The following is a 22,020-nucleotide window of genomic DNA, read 5'->3' on the forward strand; positions in this document are numbered from 1 at the left end:
GAGTCGCTTTGGGAATGGTTCATTGCTGGAACGTCTTGTCCATCAGGGCCGCCCCCAAGCGGGGAGCTGAATTGGCCTGTGTCAGTCGATCTTTTGCCGGCCGAGCCGAACATAGATGTCCGGGCGCCGGGAGCGCAGGAAGAATGCGTAGACAACTCCTCCGAAAAACAAAGCGAAGGTGAAGCTCATAAAAATGACCGTCATTTCGGCCGAACCCCCAATGAGTTCGGGGTAGTTGGCGATTGCCAGGTAAGTGACCACACCTAGGAAGACCACGCTGATGAGGGGAGCAACGATTGTTTTCCATACCGACTCCGGGGCAAAACTGCGGCGACGCAGGAAGTACACGAGGACGGCAAAGCTGGTGATGAACATCAGCAAGAGCACAGCGAATGTCCCACTGCCACTGGCAATCGGATACAGAGCATCCGGGGAGACGCCCAACACTGTGAAGAGCACTGTCGCCGCCGCCCAGATCAGACCGATGGCGATTGCGGCAACATAGGGCGACTTGTGCCGGGGGTGTACGCGTCCAAAGAACGCGGGAACTGCGTGATCGGCCGCAAGGGAGAAGCCGTAGCGTGCTGCGATGTTCTGGATGGACAACATGCATGCCAGCACGGATGTGATGAGGAGAATCGTTGTAACATCCGCGAAGATCTTTCCCACAAGGGCCCCTACGGCGTTGTTGAACAGATTCACAGTGTCGCTTGATGCTGCCGCCTGTACGTTGTCCGGGCCGAAAAAAGCGATGAAGGCCCATGCAGCTATGGCGTAGAAGAGGCCGATGCCGGCGACGGCGAGGTATGTGGCACGGGAGATTGTCTTGTCCGGATTCTTGACCTCGTCACGATAGATGACCGTGGCTTCGAAACCGAAGAAGTTGCCCACAGCGAACAGCAATGCCAAACCCACTGTCGCATTGGTTGCCGATGAGGGGACGAATCCTGCGCTCCGTACCGCGTCGAGTCCTTTGGCTGAGAACGACGCCACATCGAAGACGACGATGATGGCCACCTCAAGGAGCATTACCGCTGTGAGCAATTTCGCGGAAAGGTCGATGCGGTTGTAGGCAAGGGCCGTTGTGACTGCGATGATGGCCAGCCCGTACCAGTACCAGGGGATTTCAGGGCCGTGCAAGGTGTTCACGACGAATCCTTGCAGTGTCACTCCGAAGAATGAAGGGGCGAAGAATCCTATGAAAATGTACCCGAAGAGCGCAAGGAAGGCGCCGCCGAGGCCGGCTGGCTTACCCAGTCCAGCTGTGACAAACGAGTAGAAACCACCTGGCGATTGGACGCTGCGGCTCATCTTCACGAAACCAACAGAGAAGATCAGCAGCATGAGAGTGACCAGAACGTAGATGGCCGGAGCCGTCTGGCCGCTGAACATCAGCAGGACGGGCAGGGTTCCGGCTACCGTAGCCAGCGGCGAAGAGAACGCGAGGACGTTCATCACGAGTTCGCCCACCCCCATGTTGCCGTTGAGCCGGCTTTCGGGAGCGGAGCCCGTCACCTTTGGTTTGTCGATTGTTGTATTGCTCATGTAATCCTCGTCACTAAAATATGAGTGCCGACTCACAGTATCGACAGCTGGAGCGGCAGGGATGTGCCAGTCTGGGACAGCTCGAGGATCGATCGGGTCAGCGTGACGGCACGGTCCAGCACTTTCGCGAACTCCACTTGCCCAGGCTTCCGCCCGCCCCATCGTTTGACCCCATCCAGAAGGGTGAAAATCACCCGCGTCGTCTCGGTAGTGAGGCTGTAGCCCATTTCCTCTGCGGCAGCAGCAAACATGTCTTCGTGGAAGCCAACCAACGCCCCGACTTCATCCCGGACCTCGTCGCTGAGAAAGTGCGTGACGCGGTCTGTGGCGATCAGGAGGTCCCACAGCTCAGACTCGGGTTGCAGCAGTTGATGTGAAAGGTGGAAGCGCACCAGGGTCGCCCAATATTCCTCGGCTGATCCGGCGTCACTGGCTGCGGCGAGCAGCCCGCGGGCGAAGTCGTGAGTGAACGACAGGAGTGACGCAGCGGCAATTTCGCCCTTTCCTTGCGGAAAGCTTGAATACAGACTGGGCGCCTTCATTCCAAGCTCTCGCCCGAGGGTCCTCATGGTTACCGATTCGAGTCCGCCGTTGGCGGCCAGCCGCAAGAATGCAGCCAGGATGCGTTGTTGCGCAGGAGTGTGGGGAGGCCGGTCGCGGCTGAGTAAGAAGGCGGCAATTGCCGCGTTCGCTCGCTCCCGCGGTACCTGAATCATTCCAACGTCACCCCCGATATCCATCGCACAAGGATAGCTAACGACCGTTCGTAAGTCATTAAGTCAGGAACTGGCTACGGTCCTGGGGTTGGCCACGGCGAGGAGTCGCGTGTGTCGCGGCCTTCTGCCATGTCCTGAAGGAGTCGGTGAACGAGCTTCCCGGATCGCCTTAGCTGAACGTTCGTCCGTTCGCCAAGATCGGTCTCGTTGAAGGGTGCCGACGCCCGCAGCCATTCGACATGCCGGCCTTGTGCGAGCTTCCTGTTCATCATCGAGATCAACTCTCAAAAATATTCGGGCTATTAGGTCCCTTCCAGCATCTGTCCCGGGAAACGAAACCGACCGTGCCAGTTCGGGACACGGTCGGGAATCGGATGGGGACGGGGTTCACCGGGTGGAGATGCTTGTGGTGAAGATGAAAACCCCGGCAGCCGCCGCTAAAAGGGCAGCCGCGCCCGGGGGAACCGCGTGGAGTCCGCGAAAGGTAGCCGTGCTCCGCGGCTGATGGTCGGCCCCGGCGAAGTACCGGCCCATCAGGCGCAGCCCGGCCGCCACCAGGATCAGGAAGAGGCCGAGGTACTCCATTAATCCACCGGACGGGCATTGCGCGGGTCCAGCGCAATGGCCAGGTGTTTGCTGGAGCGTTCCGGGTCGATCTGTGAGACCTGCATGGCGCAGCTGAAGCCGTCAGTGAGGACCAGGGCGTCTGAACCGCCCTTTGCCAAGGCAGGTATGACGGAGTGTTCGGCGACCTTCATGGACATGTCGAAGTGTTCGGCCTCGAAGCCGAAGTTGCCGGCCACGCCGCAGCATGAGGACGATTCCACAAGGTTCGGGACGCCCCAGGCCTCCAGGATGCGCTTCTGTGCGCCGGAACCGAAAACGGCGTGCTCGTGGCAGTGGGTTTGCAGCACTGCTGTTTCGGGCGGCAGGGTCTTAGGCATCCAACCGCGTTGCATGGCTTCGTCCACGGCCACCGAGAATGACCGGACCCTTGCCGCGACCCGGGCGGCGGCCGCGCCGCCCACGAGCTTCGGGCCCTCGTCGCGGATGGTCGCCGCGCAACTCGGTTCAAGGACAACGATGTCCCGGTCCGTGCCGTCGTCGAGCTTGCCGATCAACCGGGCCAGCCGCCGTCGGGCACCGTCGCGCTGCCCGGTGGAGATCCAGGTGAGGCCGCAGCAGGCGTCCGGCGTACAGCCCACGGAATTCCCGGTTTCGCGGAAGATTCGCGCCGCGGCCGGGACCACCTCGGGCCGGAACGCGCGGGTAAAGCTGTCGATGAACACAAGGATGTCCGCGTTCCGGCGGAATCCAGCCTCCCGGACCCGCCGTCGGATCCGGGCCGACTGCGCGAAGTCCGGGAGTCGCCGTCGTGCGCTGACACCCAACAGCTCCCCCAGAGCCCGGAACGGGCCGATCCGTGTGCCGAGGTTGGCGACCGCGGAGACCCTCGTCAGCAGCGGCAGCCAACGCGGCAACCAGCCAATCGAATAATGCGTGAACGGCCGCAGGCGGCCACGGTAGTGCTCATCCACCAACTGGGACTTGGCTTCGGCGACGTCCACACCCGTGGGACAGTCGGTTGAACACGCCTTGCAGGACAGGCACAGATCCAGCGCCTCCCTGACTTCCGGACTCGACCAGCCGTCCTGGCTGCTCCCCTTTGTCCGAGTGAGTTCCTGCAGCACCCTCGCCCGCCCGCGCGTCGAATCCTTTTCGTCTTTGGTGGCCCGGTAACTGGGGCACATGAACCCGCCGGTTGTCGCCCTGCAGCGTCCCACGCCGATGCAGGCGTGGGTATTGCCCACGAAGGGGCTCACCACCGGGAGCAACCCGCGGTTGTCGGAGGAAGGTACGACGGCGGCATCCAGGACGGCGCGCAGCTCACCGTGGTCGGGGCCCGGTTGGGGTACGCCCTCCAAGGCAAGCGAAGCAGAGAAGGGCTCCGGGTCCACGATGATCCCTGGGTTGAGGATTCCGGTCGGGTCCCAGAGATGCTTGAACGCTTTGAAGATGGCCAACATCTCGCGCGAATACATCACCTCGAGCAATTCGCCCCGCGCCCGGCCGTCGCCGTGCTCTCCGGAGAGCGAGCCGCCGTGGGCGACCACAAGCGTGGCCGCTTCACGGGTGAAATCGCTGAATGCCTGCCGGCCGGCGTCACTGCGAAGATCGTAATCCAGCCGCATATGAACACAGCCCGCGCCGAAGTGTCCGTACGTGAATGCGGTGTAGCCGTATTTCTTCACCAAAGGCAGCAAATCCGCGAGATAGTCAGCCAGCCGCTCCGGAGCGACGGCCGAATCCTCCCAACCCGGCCACGTCTGCACGCCATCGATCCGCCTTGACGAGAGTCCTGCACCGTCTTCCCGCACCCGCCACAGCTTTGCGCGTTCCCGGGGTTCGGTAACGATCGCATGATCGACAGTCCGGCCGTCGGCTCGGAGTTTTTCCGCCAGGCGTTCACAGTCGGATGCTGCTTGGTCGATGGTTTCGGCCGGGAACTCGACCATGAGGAAGGCCTGGCCCTTCGGCAGGGAATCAACGCTCGCGTCCCCCCGGCGGTGGCGCATGATGTCCACAATCGATGCATCCAGGCCTTCGATCGCGCTTGGCTTCGCCGCCAAAATGGTCATCACATCGCGGGCAGACTCGACGGTGTCCTGGTACCCAAGACACAGGAGCGCTGTGGTCCTGGGTTTTGGGACCAGGGCCACTTTTGCCCTTACGACGACTGCGCATGTGCCTTCGCTGCCTGCCAAAGCGCCCGCGATGTCCACGCCGTTTTCCGGCAGCAGATGGCCCAGGTGGTACCCGGAGACCTGACGCGGAATTTTCTGCAGTTCTACCCGCAGCGGTGCCATGTTTGCCCGCGCCAGTTCTTTCAAGCCTTCATGTAACTCACCGGCCCGGACCACGGAGTGGTGATCTGTTGCGTCCACAGCCCGAAGGAAGTCCCGTCCGGCATGCAGGTGGGCGCCGTCAGCAGTAACGAGTTCCAGTTCCTTTACATGCTGGGTCATGCGCCCGTAGGCCACCGAGTGATTCCCACAGGCATCGTTTCCGATTGAACCGCCGATCGTCGCCCGAGTCATTGAGGAAGGGTCAGGAGCGAAGGTCAACTTCCCGTTCGTGGCTTTCTCAACGTACGAGCGCAACTCGCTTAGGACAACTCCCGCATCCGCCCACACCGTGGCCTGTCCGGCGTCGAGGCCTTCCACTGAAACCATGCGGCGGGAAAGGTCGATCACCACTCCCTCTCCTATCGCATTTCCTGCCATGGAGGTGCCGCCTCCCCGTGCGATGGTCGGCACCTCCAAGGCGGAACACGCCCGCACGACCTTTCGGACATCGTCGACGCTTCCCGGGAAGACGACGGCGGCAGGCCGGATACGGTAGTTCGAAGCATCGTAGGAATACTCGGAGAGCCTCCGGGAAGTGTCGTCCACCTCGATGCCCTGCTCCCGTAAGCCGGCAAGCAACTGCCTCAGGTTCGTGTCTCGGTCGTCACCGTGCGGCATGTCTGCGTTCTCCAATCGTCGTCAGCCCCTCACCATGAGGCTGTAACCGTCAGCCTTGTGGAAGAGGCGACGTTCACCCACTGAGGAAATCCAGACGATATCGCCGTCGGGGGTCTTGTCGTCCACATAACCTTCGTGCGGTGGCCAGTCCGCCTTTTGCAGTCGGACCGCGTCTCCGACTTCTACTTTTCCCCAGAATGCGATCGGCTGATGCCGTTCCGCGTTCGCTTCTCCACTGCCTGCATGCGTTGCACTCATGGGGCGATTACGGGAGTGTCGCAGCAGCCCGGGACACGACTCTTGGAGCTGTCGCACCGAGCTTTTTCAGGTCGACCACGTCGTTGAGGGGCTGGCCCGTTTTCCACCGCTCAAGGTTCCGCGCGAAGCAGTCCACAACCCGGCCGCGCCAACCGATCAGGTCACCTGAGGCGTGGGGGGATACCAGGATGTTCTTGCGGCTCCACAGGGGGTTTTCAGGTGACAGCGGCTCATGCTCAAAGACGTCCAAGGCAGCTGCTCCCAGGTGTCCTGCGTCAATGGCTTGGAGGAGGTCCTGCTCGACTACCACCGCGCCACGCCCGACATTTACGAGGCGGGAGCCGGGACGCATTTTGTCGAACCGGGCAGCATTGAACAGGCCGCGGGTCTCCTGCGTGAGCGGTACCGTCAGCACCACATCCTGGACCTCCCCGAGGAGGACGTCCAGATCGTTGAAGGACGCGATGGCCCCCAGCTGGGCATCGTCACGGGCGGATCTCCCGACGACGGTAACGTCCATGCCGGCCGCGCGCAGCAGGAGGACTGTCTCGCGGCCCACGGGTCCGGGTCCCACCACCAGGACTTTCCGGCCCAGGAGCGGCTCAGTTTCGCGGTGCTGCCATGTGCGGGCCTGCTGCAACTCAATGGTGCGGCGCAGGTCCTTGGTGAACATCAGCAAGACTCCCAGAACCCACTCCGCGATGGGCCGTTCGCACACCCCGCGGGAATTGCTCACCACGATGTCGCTATGCACGATCTCATCCGTCATCAGGCTGTCGACTCCGATGCTGGACGTGTGGATCCAGCGCAATTCCCCCGGACCCACTTCGCGCAGAAGCTTGGTTCGGAAGTCATTAAGGAACAGGATTTCGCTTCCGGGCAGTGCCGCCCGGAAATCGTCTGCCGTCCGGACCACCACGACCTCGGCCTCAGCGTCCAGACGCTCAACGGGAGGGACAGGACGGCCCTCCTGGACAATGGTGATCACTTTGGGTCGAGACATCTTTTCTCCTTTCAAGCCGTCCTTCGCGGACGGCGGCGCATCCGTAGTTGTGAGCCTTGCTCTTACCAGCCGCCTTGCCAGCCGCTCATCAGGCCGTAAGGCAGCCGCTGGGGCTCTTCGTCCGGCAGGCCCTTCAGGAAATCGAAGTCACAGCCCTCGTGCGCCTGATTGACGTGCTCGATGAACAGCCGGCCGTATCCACGCCGGTACTTCGGCTCGGGGAGCTTGAGTTCGGCCAGGCGGTTCTCGATTTCTTCGGCCGGCAGATCGAGGTCGAGGCGTTGGTTCTTGACGTCCAGCACGATCGGGTCCCCGTCCCGCACGATGGCAAGCGGGCCGCCAGCGGCTGCTTCGGGGGAAACATGCAGGACGGTTGTTCCGAAAGCCGTGCCGCTCATGCGTGCGTCCGAGATCCGAACAAGGTCCCGGACTCCCTTGCGAAGGAGCTTCTCGGGAATGGGAAGCATGCCCCACTCCGGCATGCCGGGCGCTCCGACCGGACCGCTGTTGCGGAGCACCAATACGGAATCCTCGGTAACGTCCAGCTCCGGATCATCGATCCTGCGTCCGAGGTCGTAGATGTCCTCGAAAACGATCGCGGATCCCTTGTGCTGCAAAAGATCTTTGGAGGCGGCGCTGCGCTTGATAACGGCGCCGTTGGGGGCCAGGGAACCGCGGACGACGGCGATGCCACCGGAGGCGTCAAAGGGCTCGTCAAGACTACTGACTACGACGCCGTCAGGCTCGGGGGCGTTGACGTACCCCTTTTCGAGGGTCTCGCCGCTGACCGTGATGGCGTCCTTGTTCAGCAGGGGTGAAAGCGCTTTGAGCACCGTGGGAATGCCCCCGGCCTCGAAGAGCTGTTTCACCAGGTACTCGCCTGAGGGGCGCACGTTGACGATGCGCGGCGTTCGCTCCGAGATCTGGTGGAACCGGTCCAGCTCCAGCTCATATCCCACGCGCCGTGCAAGCGCCAGGAGGTGGACCACGGCATTGGTGGAGCCGCCCACGGCCATCAGGAGCGTAATTGCGTTGTCGAAGGCTTCTTTGGTCAATACTTCGCTGGGCTTGGGACCCTGCGACAATGCCATCTCGACCGCGCGGCGACCTGTAGCTTCTGCCGCGGCACCACGACGGGAATCGACGGCGGGGATGGAGGCGGTGCCTGGCAGGCACATGCCGAGGGCTTCAACCAGGGAGGTCATGGTGGACGCGGTACCCATTTCGCTGCAGTGGCCTGCCGACGGTTTAGCTGCCGATTCCAGTTCATCAAAGTCTGCTTGCGTGATTTTCCCGGCCCGCAGTTCGTCGGCGAATTTCCACGTGTCGGTTCCAACGCCGAGTTGCTTGCCCCGGAAGTGTGCCGGCTCCTGGGGGCCGCCGGTCAGCATGATCGTGGGAATGTCGGCACTGGCCGCTCCCATGAGCTGGGCAGGAACCGTCTTGTCACAGCCTCCCAGGAGCACAATGGCGTCCAGCGGGTAGGCGCGGATGGATTCCTCGACGTCCATGGCCATCAGGTTCCGGAACTGCATGGCGGAAGGCTTCATCAGGCTCTCCCCCAAGGAGATGGTGGGGAACTCCAGAGGCAAACCGCCGGCCATCAGGACACCCCGCTTGACGGCGTCGGCCAGCAGCTTGAAATGGATGTTGCAGTTGACGAGCTCGGACCATGAGTTCGCAATACCGATGACCGGCTTGTCCTTGATGGCGAAGCGCGAGAAGCCTTCTGCCTGGATGGCCGTACGGTGCACGAAACCCGTGAGGTCGTGGGGCGCGAACCAGCGCGCGCTGCGGAGGTTGTTGTAGTTCGAATCTGGCATGTCTTTCAAAGCTCCTTGGCTTGGTCTATGTCTTCGGGTCTTGGGGGCGGTTACGCGGCGGAAGTTCCGCCGTCGAACGCCATGCTGGTTCCGGTTGCGAAGGTGCCGTCAACGGCCAGGAAGTAGATGGCCGCAGCCACCTCATCCGGGTCGGCGAGCCGGCCCAGCGGCACGGTACTTTTCTTCTGCTGCAGGGCAAGGACGGGGTCCGGTTCCGATTCAAGGCCTGCCCGCAGCATGGCCGTGTCAATCGGCCCCGGGCAGACGACGTTGACGCGGACATCAGGGGCCAGTTCCAGGGCCAACGCCTTCGTCAGTCCCACTACTCCGGCCTTCGCGGCGCAATAATGGGCCAATCCGGGGACTCCCATGACTGCGAGGTCCGAGGCAACGTTGACGATCGCTCCTCCACCGGCACCGCGCATGTGGAGGCCGGCTTCCCGGGAAACGTAGAAAGTGCCGGACAGGTTGGTTTCCAGGACCTCATGCCACCGGTGTTCATCCAGGTCCTCAAGGGGCGCGTATCCGGCAACCCCTGCAGCGTTGATCGCCACATCGAGTCCGCCAAGTGAATGGATTGCTCCACGGACCCCGTTCCTGGCTGATTCAGCGTTTGCGACATCGGTCGCCACGGTGTGCACTCCCCCACCGATCTCCTGCGCGACTCGCTGCAGTTCCCCTGACCGCCGGCCCAGCAGTGCTACCCGGGCTCCTCGTTGGGCAAAAAGTTTGGGGGTAGCTTCCCCGACTCCGGACGTGGCACCGGCGATGAGGACCCTCAACGGTTCCGTTCCAAGTTGCTCGCTGCGGTCCGTCATCGTCGACAGAACTCCTTAGGGTTGGCGTGGTGGGCTGTGTTCCACTAAATCAGTGCCGGGATCCCCCCGGATGTCTCACATTGAGACACAGCGCACGCCCTCCGCGTTCATATGCTGGTCGACAGATGCCGCCCCTTCGCGCGGCACCATTCCCAAGAAACCATTGCTAGACGGAGGAGTTCCCTTGAAAGACCAGAAACGCATCGGCGTAGGCCTGATTTCGGTAGGGTGGATGGGGCGGTTGCATTCACGTGCCTACATGGCCACCAAGCAGTTTTTCCCGGAACTGCCACGCCACCCCGAACTGGTGATTGCGGCTGACCCGGACGACGCCGGACGACAGCATGCCGAAGACGCGCTTGGCTATGCCGAGACCACCACTGACTACCGCAAGGTCCTGGAGAACCCGGATGTGGACGTGGTCTCCATCTGTTCCCCGAACTTCCTGCACCATGAGATCGCATTGGCCACGATCGAGGCGGGAAAGCACTTCTGGATCGAGAAGCCCATGGGCCGTAGCGCACGGGAATCCCGGGAGATCGCCCAAGGTGCCGAGGCCGCCGGCCTCATTACCTCGGTGGGCTTCAACTACCGTCATGCTCCCGCGATTGCAGAGGCCCGCCGCCTCATCCGCTCGGGCACCCTTGGCCGTATCACGAACGTCCAGATCCGATTGCTGACGAGCTACGCTTCGGACCCGAACCAGGTTTTCACGTGGCGCTACGAGCAGGCCCGTGCAGGCTCCGGCGTCCTCGGTGACATCTTGAGCCACGGGTTTGACCTTGCCCAATTCCTGGTCGGTCGTATCGCCTCGATCAACGCCGTCACGGAGACCTTCATCAAGGAACGTCCCCTGCCGGCAGGTACGTCCTCGAATTCGTTCAACACCGGTGAGGCCTCGGATGTCACCCGTGAAGTGGAGAATGAAGACTACACCGCCATGCTCGCCCGTTTCGAAGACGGCGCGATCGGCATGTTCGAGACGACCCGAGTGGCGATCGGCCCGCACGCCGAGTACATCGTGGAGGTATACGGCACCGAAGGATCCCTCCGCTGGAACTTCGAACGCATGAACCAGCTGGAAGTCGCCACGGACCGCAGCGGCTACCGAAGCATCATGACTCCGCCGTCCTTCGGTGAATTCGGCCGCTTCCAGCCCAACGCGGGACCCGGTATCGGCTTCAACGACCTCAAGACGATCGAAGCAGCACTGTTCCTGCGCTCCGTCGCCGAAGGCAAGCAACTCGGCCCATCGGTAGCTGATGGCTGGTCAGCATCCGAGCTGGTTGATGCATCGCTGCGCAGCGCCGAGTCCGGCGCCTGGATTGACGTTCCCGAGGTCTCCGGCAACACCACGTACCAGGCATAGCGCTGCCACCACGGAAATGGGAGGCCGGATCAGAAATGATCCGGCCTCCCATTTTGCTGCGGTTTCTTATTTCGCGAAGCGGAACAGCTTCTTGTTGGCGAACTCCAGCATGCCCACCTTGCCCAGTTCCCGGCCGTAACCGGACTTCTTGACGCCGCCGAACGGTACGTCGGCGCCGCTGAGGTCGTAGGCGCCCACGAAGACCATGCCGACGTCGAGCCGGTTGCCGACGCGCTCGGCGCGCTCGAGGTCCTCGCAGATCACCACGGAGCCAAGTCCGTACGGGGAGGAGTTGGCGAGCTTGATCGCTTCCTCGTCGCTGCCGACCTTGTACAGTTGCGCCACCGGACCGAAAAGCTCCTCGCTGTAGACATCCATTGAGGGTGTGATGTTGGTGATTACCGTTGGCGTGAAGACATTGCCCTGGGGCTGGTTGTTGCCGACCAGGATTTCGGCGCCCTGATCGAGGGCGCCCTGCACCTGCCGGGTAAGGAACTTGGTGGCAGCGTCCGAGGAGAGCGGCCCAAAGTCCCCGTTTTCGTAGGATTGTCCGGCGATGGCGGCCTTGAACTTCTCGGAGAATTCGTCGAAGTACTTGTCCAGGACGACGATTCTCTTGGAACCGTTGCAGGACTGTCCGGTGTTGCCCATCCGGCCCATGATGGCTTTCTTGACGGCAAGGTCGATGTCACTGGTGTCGAGTACGAGGAATACGTCCGCGCCGCCGAGCTCCAGGACGCATTTCTTCAGTGCGCGCCCGGCCTGCTCAGCAACAATCGCACCAACCTGCTCCGAGCCCGTCAGCGATACTCCCTGAACACGGTCGTCGGCGATGATGTCCGAGATCTGCTTGTGCGTGGCGAAAAGGTTGACGTACGCGCCCTCGGGGAAGCCTGCGTCGCGGAAGAGTTCCGCCAGGGCCAGCGCTGATTCGGGGCACTGGCTGGCGTGACGGACAATCACTGTGTTGCCCAGGATGATATTGGGGATAGCGAAACGGGCGACCTGGTAGTAGGGATAGTTCCACGGCATGATGCCCAGGATCACTCCGAGGCCCTGATACCGGAAGAAACTCCGCAGTCCGTCTGCTACTTCGAGTTCCTCATCGGCGAGCCACTCTTCGGCGTTCTCGGCGAAGGCCGTGGCAATGGTCGCGGAAAACTCGGCTTCCCCGACAGCCTGCTGCAGCGGCTTGCCCATTTCGCGGTTGATGATGGCTCCGAGTGTGTCCTTGCGCTCGACGAACAGATCGGCCAAGCGTTTGGCCAAGGCTGCACGCTCCGCGAAGGTGGTGGTTCGTGACCACTCCTGGTACGTCTTCTGGGCAGCGCTGAGGCCAGCTTCGATCTCTGCGTCAGTGGCCGCAGGGTACTCTGCGTGGGTGGTTCCCGTGGCCGGGTCAATAACAGCGAATGCACCCATGGTGAATGCTCCTTTTTCGGGGGATGTTGGTCCAAACAGGCCGGGCGGGACCGCCGCGAAGACGATCCCGCCCGGTGACGCCTAGTTGGCGTCGGGTACGGTGGTGGCCGCGTAGTAGCGCTGGCGGGCACGGCCTTCGAGGTGCTTGGCAGTACCTTCCTGGCTGCCTGGCCGCTGGGAGGTCATCGGAATTCCGACGTCCCAGAAGGAGCCGTTGCCGGATAGGTAGCGCCACGGTTCCACGTGAGCGACGATGACGGCGGGACCTTCGACCCTGCGTGCTTCGTTCAAGGCCGCGGTGAACTCCTCGACGGTCGTCGTGGACCAGGCGGCGCAACCCATGCTTGCGGCGTTGGCAGCGATATCGAACTCAAGAACCGCCCCGTCCAGGCGACCTGACTCCTTGCCGCGTTCCTTGTATTGCGTACCGAATTCACGGCCCGGGCCGCCCTTGGCCACCTGGAGCGGCCAGATGCATTGATGCCCGCGGTTATCGATCACGATGGTGATGATCTTCTTGCGTTCCTGGACCGCTGTTACCAGTTCGGTGGGCTGCATGAGGTAGGTGCCGTCACCGATCAGTACGAACACGTCACCCGGCGCGTCTCGACGGGCCAAACGGTAACCAAGGCCCGCGGGGATCTCGTGGCCCATGCAGGAGTTGGCGTATTCGAAGTGGATTTCCGTGCCGTTGGATGTATCCCACGCCTTGTGGATGCCTTCCACTGTGCCGCCGGATCCCAGGACAAGTGCGTCCTGGCTGTTCGTTTCCCTGTTGAGGATCTCGATGACCTGCGCCTGGCTCATGTTTTCTCCGGGGAAGGCCTGGAGGTCATGCTCGCGTACTTCCGCGGTAGCCTTCCGGGCTTCCGCGATGTCGTTGCGGAAGCCCTCGGACGTGCTGTAGCCATCCGCCGCGAGGCGCTCACGCAATGCAGCCAGGTTCAGCTTCGCGTCACCGATCACTGGGAAGGAACCCATCTTGTGCGCGTCGAAGGCCCCGACGTTGAGGTGCACGAACTTGACGCTCGGGTTCTGGAACAGTGAGTGCGAGGCCGTGATGAAGTCCTGCAGCCGCGAGCCCACGGTGATCACGCAATCGGCGCCGCCGGCGATTTCGTTGGAGCCGACGGTTCCGGTGACACCCAGGCCGCCGAGGTTCAATTCACTGATCGGGCCGCTGCCTTTGCCGGAAAACGTTTCCGAGACAGGGATCCCGAACTCTGCGCTGAAACGCGCGAGCAATTCCTGCGCCTTGGAGTAGCGGACTCCGCCGCCGGCGATCAGCAGGGGGCGCTTGGCGGTGCGGATGATTTCAGCCGCGTCACGGATCTCGTCCTCCACCGCCGGACGGCGGCGGATGTGCCAGACACGCGGGGTGAAGAACGACTCCGGGAAGTCGAATTCCGCGCCCTGGATGTCCTGCGGGAGGCAGACCACCACGGCTCCGGTTTCCACGGGGTCGGTGAGGACCCGCATGGCTTCGGGGAGGGTGGAGAGCAGCTGGGCCGGGTGGGTGATGCGGTCGAAGTAGCGGCTCACCGGGCGGAAGCAGTCGTTGGCGGAGACATCGCGTTCGACCGGGTGCTCGATCTGCTGCAAGACCGGGTCGCCGAAGCGGTTGTTGATGATGTCTGCCGGGAACAGGAGGACCGGCAGGCGGTTGGTGGTGGCCGTTGCCGCACCGGAAATCATGTTGGTGGATCCCGGGCCGGCGGAGGCCGTGCAGGCGAGGGTGGCTGCACGGTTGGAAGCTTTCGCGAAGCCGATGGCTGCGTGGACCATCGATTGTTCGTTCTTGCCTTGGTAGTGGGGGAAGTCCACGCCGTATTCGTCGATGCCTTGGGCCAGTCCGACGGAGTTTCCGTGGCCGAAGATGCCGTACATGCCGGCAACCAGGCGCCTCTTCTCGCCGTCCAGTTCGCTGTACTGGACTTGGAGGTATTCAACGATTGCTTGTGCGACTGTGCGGCGACGGACGGCCATTTTATCGGCTGCGATATTGACGTCGGTGCCGATATCAGCAGCGGCTGTGCTAGTCATGCTTTCTCCTAAATTCGTAGGTGCGTCGGCATTTGCAAACCGATTCGCCCGAACATCAGGTTTTCACCGTGGAGGACCAAAGTTGTGTCCCAGTTTGATACGCGGCCCACCGGCCGGGCACAAGAAAAACAGCAGCCGACGGCGGCACATGAGTACCGCCGTCGGCTGCTGTTCTTGCTGGCTCTCAGTCGAATCGGTAAGGTTCCTGCGGACCTACTGAAGGCAGCGGCCGGGGCCGCTCGCAGGTGCTCTCGATCTCGATATGGCGTCCCTGCTCGGAGGATGCTTCAAAGGCGAGCAGGACCTCCAGCACGTGGTATGCGAATTCCGCGCCGGTGCGGGGTTCCAGCCCCTTGCGGATGGCGTACCCGAATTCGGCCAGGCCGATGCCGCGGTACGCGTCGTCGCGGTGGGTGATGGGCGTTTCCCGCCAGTCGCCACCGCCCGGAGGGGTCATGTCCAGGGAGAGATCACGGGGCTCACCGCGCCGAAGCACCGGCGCGCCGGAGAAATGGTCCGGGTTGGGTGCTGCCAGGGAGCCGCCCGTGCCGTAAATCTCCAGGTGCGGCAGGTTGTGGTTCCAAATGTCCCAGCTGACGATCACCGTGGCCGCGGCGCCGGACTCGAAATCGATGGTGCCCGTAACGTGGGTCGGGGTCTGGATGTGGATCACTTCCCCTTCCTTGCCGGGGCGCGGACGCGTCTCCGACGAGCGGGGCGCCGTCGCGGAAACCCGCCTGACCGGACCAAAGAAGTTCACCAGGTTGGTGATGAGGTAAGGCCCGATGTCCAGCATGGGCCCGGCGCCGGGGCTGTAGAACGGGTCCACATTGGGGTGCCAGTGCTCGTAGCCGCGGCACGCGAAGGAGGCAAAGGCGGCCACGGGCTTGCCGATCCACCCATCGTCAATGAGTTTGCGGCTGGTCTGCATGCCCGAACCCAGGAAGGTGGTGGGGGCGGAGCCCACTTTGACGCCGGCTTGCCGCGCCGCGTCGAGAATTTCCCTGGCTTCCTCCAGCGAGGTCGCAAAAGGCTTCTCGGAGAGCACGTGTTTGCCGGCGGCGATGGCTTTGAGCGTCACCGGTGCGTGGAGCTTGGGCGGAGTGAGGTTGAGGACCAGCTCCACTTCCTCGTCGGCCAGCAGTTCATCCGGTGTGAGGGCTTTGGGAACCGAGTACTCTGCCGCCCGCGCCTTCACGGCATCAGCGTTCACATCCGCCAGCGCCACGATCTTCACATCGGGGTGGACGCCGATCTTGTCCAGGTATTGGTTCAGAACGTTTCCGACGCCGATGATCCCGACTCGAATGGGTTCCATGTCTATCTCCGTTATTGATTGTTGGAACACTCCGGGGCGAGGAATATACCGCGCCCCGGAAGTGATTGCCATGTTCTTGCTCTAGCTGGCCAGACGCTCCTGGCGGTACTTGAATGTGGCCTCTTCATCCAGCACTCCATTGGTGAAGACGACGCCGTAGTCCGTCAGTGCGGCGTCGGGGCTGACCCTGGATTCGCGGACATCGTCCAGGACCGCAAGGAGGTCCCGCTCGAGGGGGTCACCGTATCCTCCACCGCCCGGGGTGATGGACACGACCTTCTCCCCGGACTGCAGGTCGTAGCGGCCGACCACGGGAATTTCGCGGCGTTCTCCGGTCCGGAGGTCCTCGACCCAGGTGGCCGGGGCTTTGCCATCGTGCCCGCCGCGGACACCCTTGGGCGGGTTGAGGTTGCCTTCAATGCCGTAGGTGAGGGTGACGCTTTCCCCTCGGGGGGCCATGGTGACCCGTGTGGCGAGTCCGCCGCGCTGCCGGCCCGCTCCGCCGGAGTCGGCGATGAGGGTGCGTTCGTGGATCAGGATCGGGTAGCGCTGTTCATCGACCTCTGCACTGTCGTGGTAGAGCAGGGAGCCGCAAACAGGACGCTGGTAGGTCGGCCACCCGTCGACGTAGGGGGTTGCCGGGCCGCCGACGCCGCCCACCAGGATCTGGTTGACGTAGGGGTTGCCGTTGCGTTCGTCGATGCCGGAGATGACCGACTTCGCCGGTGCCTGGCCGGCCGCGCCTTCGGCCGTCCCGTAACCGTCGTCGATCTGTGAGAAGGCAGCCTGCACGATGTTCACGACGCGGTCGGCGAGGTTTGTGGTTCCGGACGAGCAGGAGTAGGGGTGCTTGGGTACGCCGACGGCGCAGCCGTCACGCAGCAAGACGTCGACGCGTCGGAAGGTTCCCGCGTTGCTTGGCAGGTTCTCCGGGATGCCCGAGAGGATACCGGCCAAAGCGGCACCTGTTGCCGTTGCCTTCGTGAGGTTCAGGCCGTTGGGCAGATTGTCCGGGTTGTCCCGCAGGTCGATGACGATTTTGCCCTGCTTGGGCTTCACTTCGAGAGTCGCCTGCAGGTGCACGCCGTCCGGGCCGGTGCCGGGGAAAGGATCGTGCGTCGATGTGCCGTGCAGGACATAATCGGGGAGTTTTTCGATGGCGCTTGCTGTGAGGCGTTCCGAGTAGTCGAACCAGGCGTCAACGAAGTCCACCAGGTCCTCAACCCCGAACTTTTCGGCGAGTTCGTGGATGCGGCGCTCAGCGATGCGGGAAGCACCCACGGAGGCAAGGTAGTCGCCGTACCACTGGTCCGGGACGCGGATGCGCGAGCGGCACATGCGGATGATGTCGTCGATGTCCGTGTAGTCGCGCTGGATCCGCACACAGGGGAAGATCAGGGCGCCTTCTTCATACACGTCCCGGGCGGTGGCGAAGAACGTGGTGGGCAGGGAGTTGCCGCAGTCTGCCTGGTGGGCCTTGGTCACGGCGGTGAAAAGGTGGCGTCCTTGGATGAAGATCGGCACCAGGATGACGTGGTCCGCGGCATGGGAGTTGCCCATGTAGGGGTCGTTGTGGAGGAAGGCGTCGCCTTCACGGATGTCGTTGTGCAGTTCCACCATGTCTTCGCCCAGCGGCCCGGCGCCGAAAACGTGCACGGGGACACCTTCCGCTGCTGCGAGCAACTGGTTGTCTGCTGTCAGGACGGCGCAGGAGAAGTCCCGGGCTGTGTTGATGACGGACGAGCGTGCCGAGCGGAGCAGGCCGCTGGTCATTTCACGGACGATGCCGTCGAATGCATTGGCAAGTACCGAGAGTTTTACGGGATCGAATTCGCGCGTCACGGTTATGCCTCCTTACGCGTGAGGTAGATGTTGGATCGTTCGTCGAGCGTGGCGTTCCACTCCGGCGGCACGACGATGGTGGTGGTGGGCTGGTCAATGACGGCCGGTCCAAGGACCTTGTCACGCGGAGCGAGCGTGACTCCGCGGTACCGCTGGGTGCTGAAGCTCTCGCCGCCGAAGACGATGTCGTCGGTTCGGTGGACCTCGCTGGTGCGGGTGGGTTCGCTTTCGGACTTGGCGTGCTCGGGCCGCGGGATTTCCACCCGGACGCCCCAGGTGATGATCTCTACCCGGCTGTCCGGGTCGTGGGTGCCGTTCCGGCGGTCGTGTTCTTCGTGGAAAGCCCGTTCAATGATTCCGGCGGCATCGCCGGAGGTGTCGGGCGCGGCACCCAGGTAAACCTTGAGGTCCCAGGCCTGGCCCGGGTAGCGGGCGTCGACGAAGTAGGTGACGTTGGGTTCATCCCCCACGCCATCGAAACGCTTCACGAAGAGCTCTGCCTTGGCGGCGAGCTCCTCGACAGCGCGGGAGGCCGAACCGGCGTCGAAACTGCGGGTGTCGTTGTGCAGCGGCGAGAGGAACTCGGTGGCGATGGGTGCACGATGGGCGCCGTAGGCGGCCAGGACACCCGCGGTGGCCGGGATGAGGATGGTGTCGGCTTCAAGGAGGACACCGATCGCCGCGGCGACCATCGCGCCTGCGCCGCCGCCGGCAACAATGAGCGCACCGCGAGGGTCGACGCCCTGCTCGAGTGCCGCTTGTCGGATGGCCGTGGCCATGTGGTTGGCGGAGACGTCCAGGATGGCTTGTGCTGCCTGCAGGGTGTCCATCTTCAGGGGCCCGGCGATGCGGGTGTCGATGGCCTGCACTGCGGCCTTGCGATCCAGGGTGAATCCGCCTTCGAAGCCCTCCGTGTCGAGATACCCGAGTGCCACGCAGGCATCGGTGACGGTGGGCTCTTCGCCGCCGCGGCCGTAGGCTGCCGGCCCGGGGGTGCTGCGCGCACTCTGCGGACCGACGCGGAGCAGGCCTCCGCCGTCGATCCAGGCAATGCTGCCGCCGCCGGCGCCAATGCTGGACACCGCCACGGAGGACAATCCGGTGAGGTGCCCCACGAATGGCTCGCCGAGCCATGCTTCGCGGGTGTGGCGGACAACGCCTTCTTCAACGAGCGACACGTCAAAGGTAGTCCCGCCCATATCGCATACAACAACCGTGTCGCGATCCGGGGCGGCCGCCGCGCCAACCAGCGGCGCCATGGACGGCCCGGAGTTCAGCAGCAGCACAGGGCGGTCCAGGACGTCCACGACATCGAGAACGGCACCTTCGGAGGTGACCACCAGGAGGTCGCCGGCGAAGCCATACGCCTGAAGGTCAGAGCGGAGCTTGCCCAGGTGATCTGCCATCAGCGGCTTCAGGGAAGCGTCGATTGAGGCTGCAGAGGAGCGGCGGTATTCGCGGATAGTGGGGTTGGCTTCCTTGGAGAGCGTGTAGGGAACTCCGGGAAGGATTTCCTTGATGAGTTCGGCAACCCGCTTCTCGTGGGCGTCGTTGATGATCGACCAGAGGAAAGAGACTGCAACGGCCTCGATCCCCTGTTCCTTGAAGGAGCCGAGGACTTCCCGGACCTGTTCTTCGTCCAGCGGTATCAGGACGTCGCCTTCGGCAGAGATGCGTTCGGTGATCTCGAAGGTCAGATGCCGGGGTATGTAGGGCGGCGGGTAGGCGGCCTTGGAGTCGAAGGCGTCCCTGCGCCCGCCTTCGCGCAGCAGCAAGGTGTCGGCGAAGCCGTCCGTGGTCAGCAGCGCGGTTTTGGCGACCTTGCCGGTGAGGACTGCGTTGGTGGCGTGCGTGGTGCCGTAGACAATGACATCGGCGTTGCGCAGTACCTCGTCGCCGCTCCAACCGACGGACTCGGCCGCACGGCGGACCGAGGCTTCGAAGCCGGTGAATACGCGGTCGTAGGTGGTCAGTGCCTTGCCCACCGCCATGTCGCCGCTGTTGGAACCGACCACGACGTCGGTGAACGTACCGCCGGTGTCGACGGCGATGCGGTACCTGGCCTCACCTGGTTGTGTTTGTACTTCACTCATAGGTCTTCATTACTTTCGTAGGGCTAACAGGGAATTAGAGCTGGGGTTTGCCGACGCGGTTGCGGAGCACCCCGACCTTTTCGATCTCGATCTCCACGGTGTCTCCAGGCTCAAGCCAGACAGGCGGATTCCGCTTGGCGCCGATGCCCTGTGGGGTACCTGTGGCAATGACGTCGCCCGGCTCGAGCGTGAGGAAACTTGAGAGGTAGGAGACGATCCGGGCGATGGGGAAGATCTGATAGCGGGTGTTGGAACGCTGGACTTCGATGCCGTTCACGCGGGTGGCCAGTCCCAGTGTTTGCGGATCACCCACCTCATCCAGGGTGACCAATGCAGGGCCCCAGGGGGTTGAGCCGTCGACGGCTTTGCCGGCCAGCCACTGGGTGCCGCGGTATTGGAGGTCCCGCGCCGTGACGTCGTTCAGCGGTGCGAGCGCTGCCACGTAGTCCAGCGCTTCTTCCTCGGTCACCTCGCTGGCCCGACGTCCGATAACCACTGCCAGCTCACCCTCGAAATCAAGGTTTCCACTGACCTTGGCGCCCCCGATCTCGTCGTCAGGGCCAACCATGGTGGAGGCGAACTTCGCAAAGACGTCGGGGTACTCAGGGAAAGCCCGTCCGGTTTCGGCTACGTGGTCCTTGTAGTTCAGTCCGATGCAAAGCACCTTTGAGGGATCCGACACCGGTGTGGTGAGGCGCACGCCGTCCCGTGAACCCACACGGGCGACAGGGTCCTGGCTGACCAGAGTCCCGATCTCGGCCGAAATATCGCCAAGCCGGTCACCGTACAGCTCCAGGAACTCTCGAACGGAGGTTGTGGCGCCCTGAACAGCATGGCGGCAACCCTGCAGGAGCAGCTCCAGATCGTAGACAGCATCGTCAACCAGGACTCCGCCGCGAACTCCGGATTCGTGTTGGTAGGAAACGATCTTCATGCTTATTTGCCGCCTTCCGTAGCCGGAACGTGTTTGGCGACTTCCAACACGGCATCCGCGAGGCGGTCAGCGATGTCGCCGACGACTTTCTCGTCCATCGGTGTAGACAGGGACAGCAGGTTGGCGGGGGAACCGAGAAGTCCCCGTTCGTAGGAGGCCCACCACAGTTGGTGTTGGGTCTGCTCGTCCACTTTCCCGGCTCCGGCAGGAACGGCGCGCAGCAGCGATCCACGGCCGCGGATCTCCCAGCCCGCATCTGCGATCCTGGCGTTCACGATGTCCCGCGCGGAATCGCCCAAGTGGTTGAGCCGCTTGACTTCCTCCTGCGTGTACAAGCGCAACGAAACCGCCCCGGCGGCCATACTGACCGGGTTGCCGGAGAAAGTGCCGCCATGAGGCAGGCTGCCCGGACGGGTCGGGTCCACTTCGGCCATGAGTTCGGCCTTGCCGCAGACGGCGCCAACGGGGAATCCGCCGCCGATGAGTTTGCCGGTGGTCAGCAGGTCGGCCGAAACGCCGTATTCCCCACTGAACCCGTTGAATCCGAGGCGCAGGCTGATCACCTCGTCGATGATCAGGACAATGCCGTACCGGGTCGCGAGTTCCCGCGCGGTCCTGACGAAGTCGTCGGAGATCGTGAGCAGGCCGGCGCGGTTGGGCAGCAGGTCGAGGATGATGGCGGCGTATTGGTTGGGGGCGGCTTCCACCGCCTGCCGCAAGACCTCGACGTCGTTCAGCGGTACCGCAGTGACGTCGTCGATCACACCTTGGGTCACGCCGCGCTGGTAGGAGGGGCCGCCAGGGACGAGGGCCACTTCGGACGTGCCATGGTAGCCGCCCCTGGTGACGATGACGCGTTCGCGACCCGTGCTTGCCCGGGCGATGCGGATCGCGGACATGACGGCTTCGGTGCCGGAATTCGTGAAACGGACCTGGTCAAGGTCTGGCAGGCGGGACAGCAGGAGATCAGCGAGTTCCCACTCGTAGAGGTTCGGGATGCCCCAGCTGGCTCCGGTGGTGAGGGCCTTGGTTGCGGCCTCCGCGATTTCCGGGTGGGCGTTACCGTGGATCAGGGACGTGAAGTTGTTGTTGGCGTCGATCAGTTCGCGGCCGCGGTCATCCCAGACACGGTAACCTTCGCCCTTGATGGCGTAGGGGCTCGGAGCCCCGGTGTAATACGTTGAGCGCCCGTAGCCGCCAGGAAGCAGCGGGAAGCCGCGCGGCCCGCGGCGCAGGTGGGGATCTTCCGCGGGGTTAATGTCCGCGACGTTTTCCAGATGGTTGGTTGTTCCCAATTTCGAGTTCTCCAGTC

General features: G+C 63.2%; 16 protein-coding genes. 1 reads left to right on the top strand and 15 read right to left on the bottom strand.

Annotated elements, in window-relative coordinates; genetic code table 11:
* Positions 1-81: 81 nt before the first annotated feature.
* The 8 genes from E1809_RS21955 to E1809_RS21990 form a co-directional block, all read right to left on the bottom strand.
* Positions 82-1,545 (bottom strand): APC family permease, encoded by a 1,464-nt coding sequence (locus E1809_RS21955; protein WP_133206376.1) that lies wholly within the window; start codon positions 1,543-1,545, stop codon positions 82-84.
* A 32-nt stretch (positions 1,546-1,577) separates the two neighbouring features.
* Entirely contained in the window at positions 1,578-2,285 is a 708-nt protein-coding gene (locus E1809_RS21960; RefSeq protein WP_235835723.1) for a TetR/AcrR family transcriptional regulator, read from the bottom strand.
* A 363-nt stretch (positions 2,286-2,648) separates the two neighbouring features.
* Entirely contained in the window at positions 2,649-2,846 is a 198-nt protein-coding gene (locus tag E1809_RS21965; RefSeq protein WP_133206377.1) for a hypothetical protein, read from the bottom strand.
* On the bottom strand, positions 2,846-5,800 hold the full coding sequence (locus E1809_RS21970) for an FAD-binding and (Fe-S)-binding domain-containing protein (RefSeq protein ID WP_133206378.1): 2,955 nt from the start codon (positions 5,798-5,800) through the stop codon (positions 2,846-2,848). Before E1809_RS21970 ends, E1809_RS21965 begins: the two co-directional genes overlap by 1 nt.
* 6 nt (positions 5,801-5,806) lie before the next feature.
* Positions 5,807-6,043 (bottom strand): hypothetical protein, encoded by a 237-nt coding sequence (locus tag E1809_RS21975; RefSeq protein WP_235835724.1) that lies wholly within the window; start codon positions 6,041-6,043, stop codon positions 5,807-5,809.
* Between the two features lie 7 nt (positions 6,044-6,050).
* Positions 6,051-7,046, bottom strand: coding sequence for a D-2-hydroxyacid dehydrogenase (locus tag E1809_RS21980; protein WP_133206379.1), 996 nt, complete (start codon positions 7,044-7,046; stop codon positions 6,051-6,053).
* A 62-nt stretch (positions 7,047-7,108) separates the two neighbouring features.
* Positions 7,109-8,869: an IlvD/Edd family dehydratase gene (locus tag E1809_RS21985; protein WP_165962453.1), complete on the bottom strand. Its 1,761-nt coding sequence runs from the start codon at positions 8,867-8,869 to the stop codon at positions 7,109-7,111.
* Positions 8,870-8,919: 50 nt separating this feature from the next.
* Positions 8,920-9,687, bottom strand: a complete 768-nt coding sequence (locus E1809_RS21990; protein ID WP_133206381.1) for an SDR family NAD(P)-dependent oxidoreductase — start codon at positions 9,685-9,687, stop codon at positions 8,920-8,922.
* A gap of 184 nt (positions 9,688-9,871) precedes the next feature.
* Here E1809_RS21990 and E1809_RS21995 point away from each other — a divergent pair, with 184 nt between their 5' ends.
* Positions 9,872-11,056, top strand: a complete 1,185-nt coding sequence (locus tag E1809_RS21995) for a Gfo/Idh/MocA family protein (RefSeq protein WP_133206382.1) — start codon at positions 9,872-9,874, stop codon at positions 11,054-11,056.
* Positions 11,057-11,122: 66 nt separating this feature from the next.
* Here the strand turns inward: E1809_RS21995 and E1809_RS22000 are convergent, their stop codons facing one another.
* From E1809_RS22000 to E1809_RS22030, 7 genes are all read right to left on the bottom strand, one after another.
* A complete protein-coding gene (locus E1809_RS22000; protein WP_133206383.1) occupies positions 11,123-12,478 on the bottom strand; it encodes an NAD-dependent succinate-semialdehyde dehydrogenase in 1,356 nt (451 codons plus the stop codon).
* Between the two features lie 81 nt (positions 12,479-12,559).
* Positions 12,560-14,521 carry a 3D-(3,5/4)-trihydroxycyclohexane-1,2-dione acylhydrolase (decyclizing) gene (iolD, locus tag E1809_RS22005; protein WP_133206384.1) on the bottom strand — a complete coding sequence of 654 codons (1,962 nt, stop codon included), beginning with the start codon at positions 14,519-14,521 and terminating at the stop codon, positions 12,560-12,562.
* Between the two features lie 184 nt (positions 14,522-14,705).
* A complete protein-coding gene (locus tag E1809_RS22010) occupies positions 14,706-15,839 on the bottom strand; it encodes a Gfo/Idh/MocA family protein (protein ID WP_205754297.1) in 1,134 nt (377 codons plus the stop codon).
* An 81-nt stretch (positions 15,840-15,920) separates the two neighbouring features.
* Positions 15,921-17,681, bottom strand: coding sequence for a hydantoinase B/oxoprolinase family protein (locus tag E1809_RS22015; RefSeq protein WP_133206385.1), 1,761 nt, complete (start codon positions 17,679-17,681; stop codon positions 15,921-15,923).
* Between the two features lie 2 nt (positions 17,682-17,683).
* Positions 17,684-19,774: a hydantoinase/oxoprolinase family protein gene (locus E1809_RS22020; protein WP_133206386.1), complete on the bottom strand. Its 2,091-nt coding sequence runs from the start codon at positions 19,772-19,774 to the stop codon at positions 17,684-17,686.
* Positions 19,775-19,808: 34 nt separating this feature from the next.
* Positions 19,809-20,708: a fumarylacetoacetate hydrolase family protein gene (locus tag E1809_RS22025; RefSeq protein WP_133206387.1), complete on the bottom strand. Its 900-nt coding sequence runs from the start codon at positions 20,706-20,708 to the stop codon at positions 19,809-19,811.
* 2 nt (positions 20,709-20,710) lie between these two features.
* Entirely contained in the window at positions 20,711-22,003 is a 1,293-nt protein-coding gene (locus tag E1809_RS22030; protein ID WP_205754298.1) for an aspartate aminotransferase family protein, read from the bottom strand.
* Positions 22,004-22,020 lie beyond the last annotated feature (17 nt).

This window comes from Arthrobacter terricola (genome assembly GCF_004354015.1).
Lineage (GTDB): Bacteria > Actinomycetota > Actinomycetes > Actinomycetales > Micrococcaceae > Arthrobacter > Arthrobacter terricola.

Bases quoted from the DNA above. Each gene is read 5' to 3' on its own strand.
- E1809_RS21955 (WP_133206376.1), bottom strand. From the start codon at position 1,545: ATGAGCAATACAACAATCGACAAACCAAAGGTGACGGGCTCCGCTCCC.
- E1809_RS21960 (WP_235835723.1), bottom strand. From the start codon at position 2,285: ATGGATATCGGGGGTGACGTTGGAATGATTCAGGTACCGCGGGAGCGA.
- E1809_RS21965 (WP_133206377.1), bottom strand. From the start codon at position 2,846: ATGGAGTACCTCGGCCTCTTCCTGATCCTGGTGGCGGCCGGGCTGCGC.
- E1809_RS21975 (WP_235835724.1), bottom strand. From the start codon at position 6,043: ATGAGTGCAACGCATGCAGGCAGTGGAGAAGCGAACGCGGAACGGCAT.
- E1809_RS21980 (WP_133206379.1), bottom strand. From the start codon at position 7,046: ATGTCTCGACCCAAAGTGATCACCATTGTCCAGGAGGGCCGTCCTGTC.
- E1809_RS21985 (WP_165962453.1), bottom strand. From the start codon at position 8,869: ATGCCAGATTCGAACTACAACAACCTCCGCAGCGCGCGCTGGTTCGCG.
- E1809_RS21990 (WP_133206381.1), bottom strand. From the start codon at position 9,687: ATGACGGACCGCAGCGAGCAACTTGGAACGGAACCGTTGAGGGTCCTC.
- E1809_RS22000 (WP_133206383.1), bottom strand. From the start codon at position 12,478: ATGGGTGCATTCGCTGTTATTGACCCGGCCACGGGAACCACCCACGCA.
- iolD (WP_133206384.1), bottom strand. From the start codon at position 14,521: ATGACTAGCACAGCCGCTGCTGATATCGGCACCGACGTCAATATCGCA.
- E1809_RS22010 (WP_205754297.1), bottom strand. From the start codon at position 15,839: ATGGAACCCATTCGAGTCGGGATCATCGGCGTCGGAAACGTTCTGAAC.
- E1809_RS22020 (WP_133206386.1), bottom strand. From the start codon at position 19,774: ATGAGTGAAGTACAAACACAACCAGGTGAGGCCAGGTACCGCATCGCC.
- E1809_RS22025 (WP_133206387.1), bottom strand. From the start codon at position 20,708: ATGAAGATCGTTTCCTACCAACACGAATCCGGAGTTCGCGGCGGAGTC.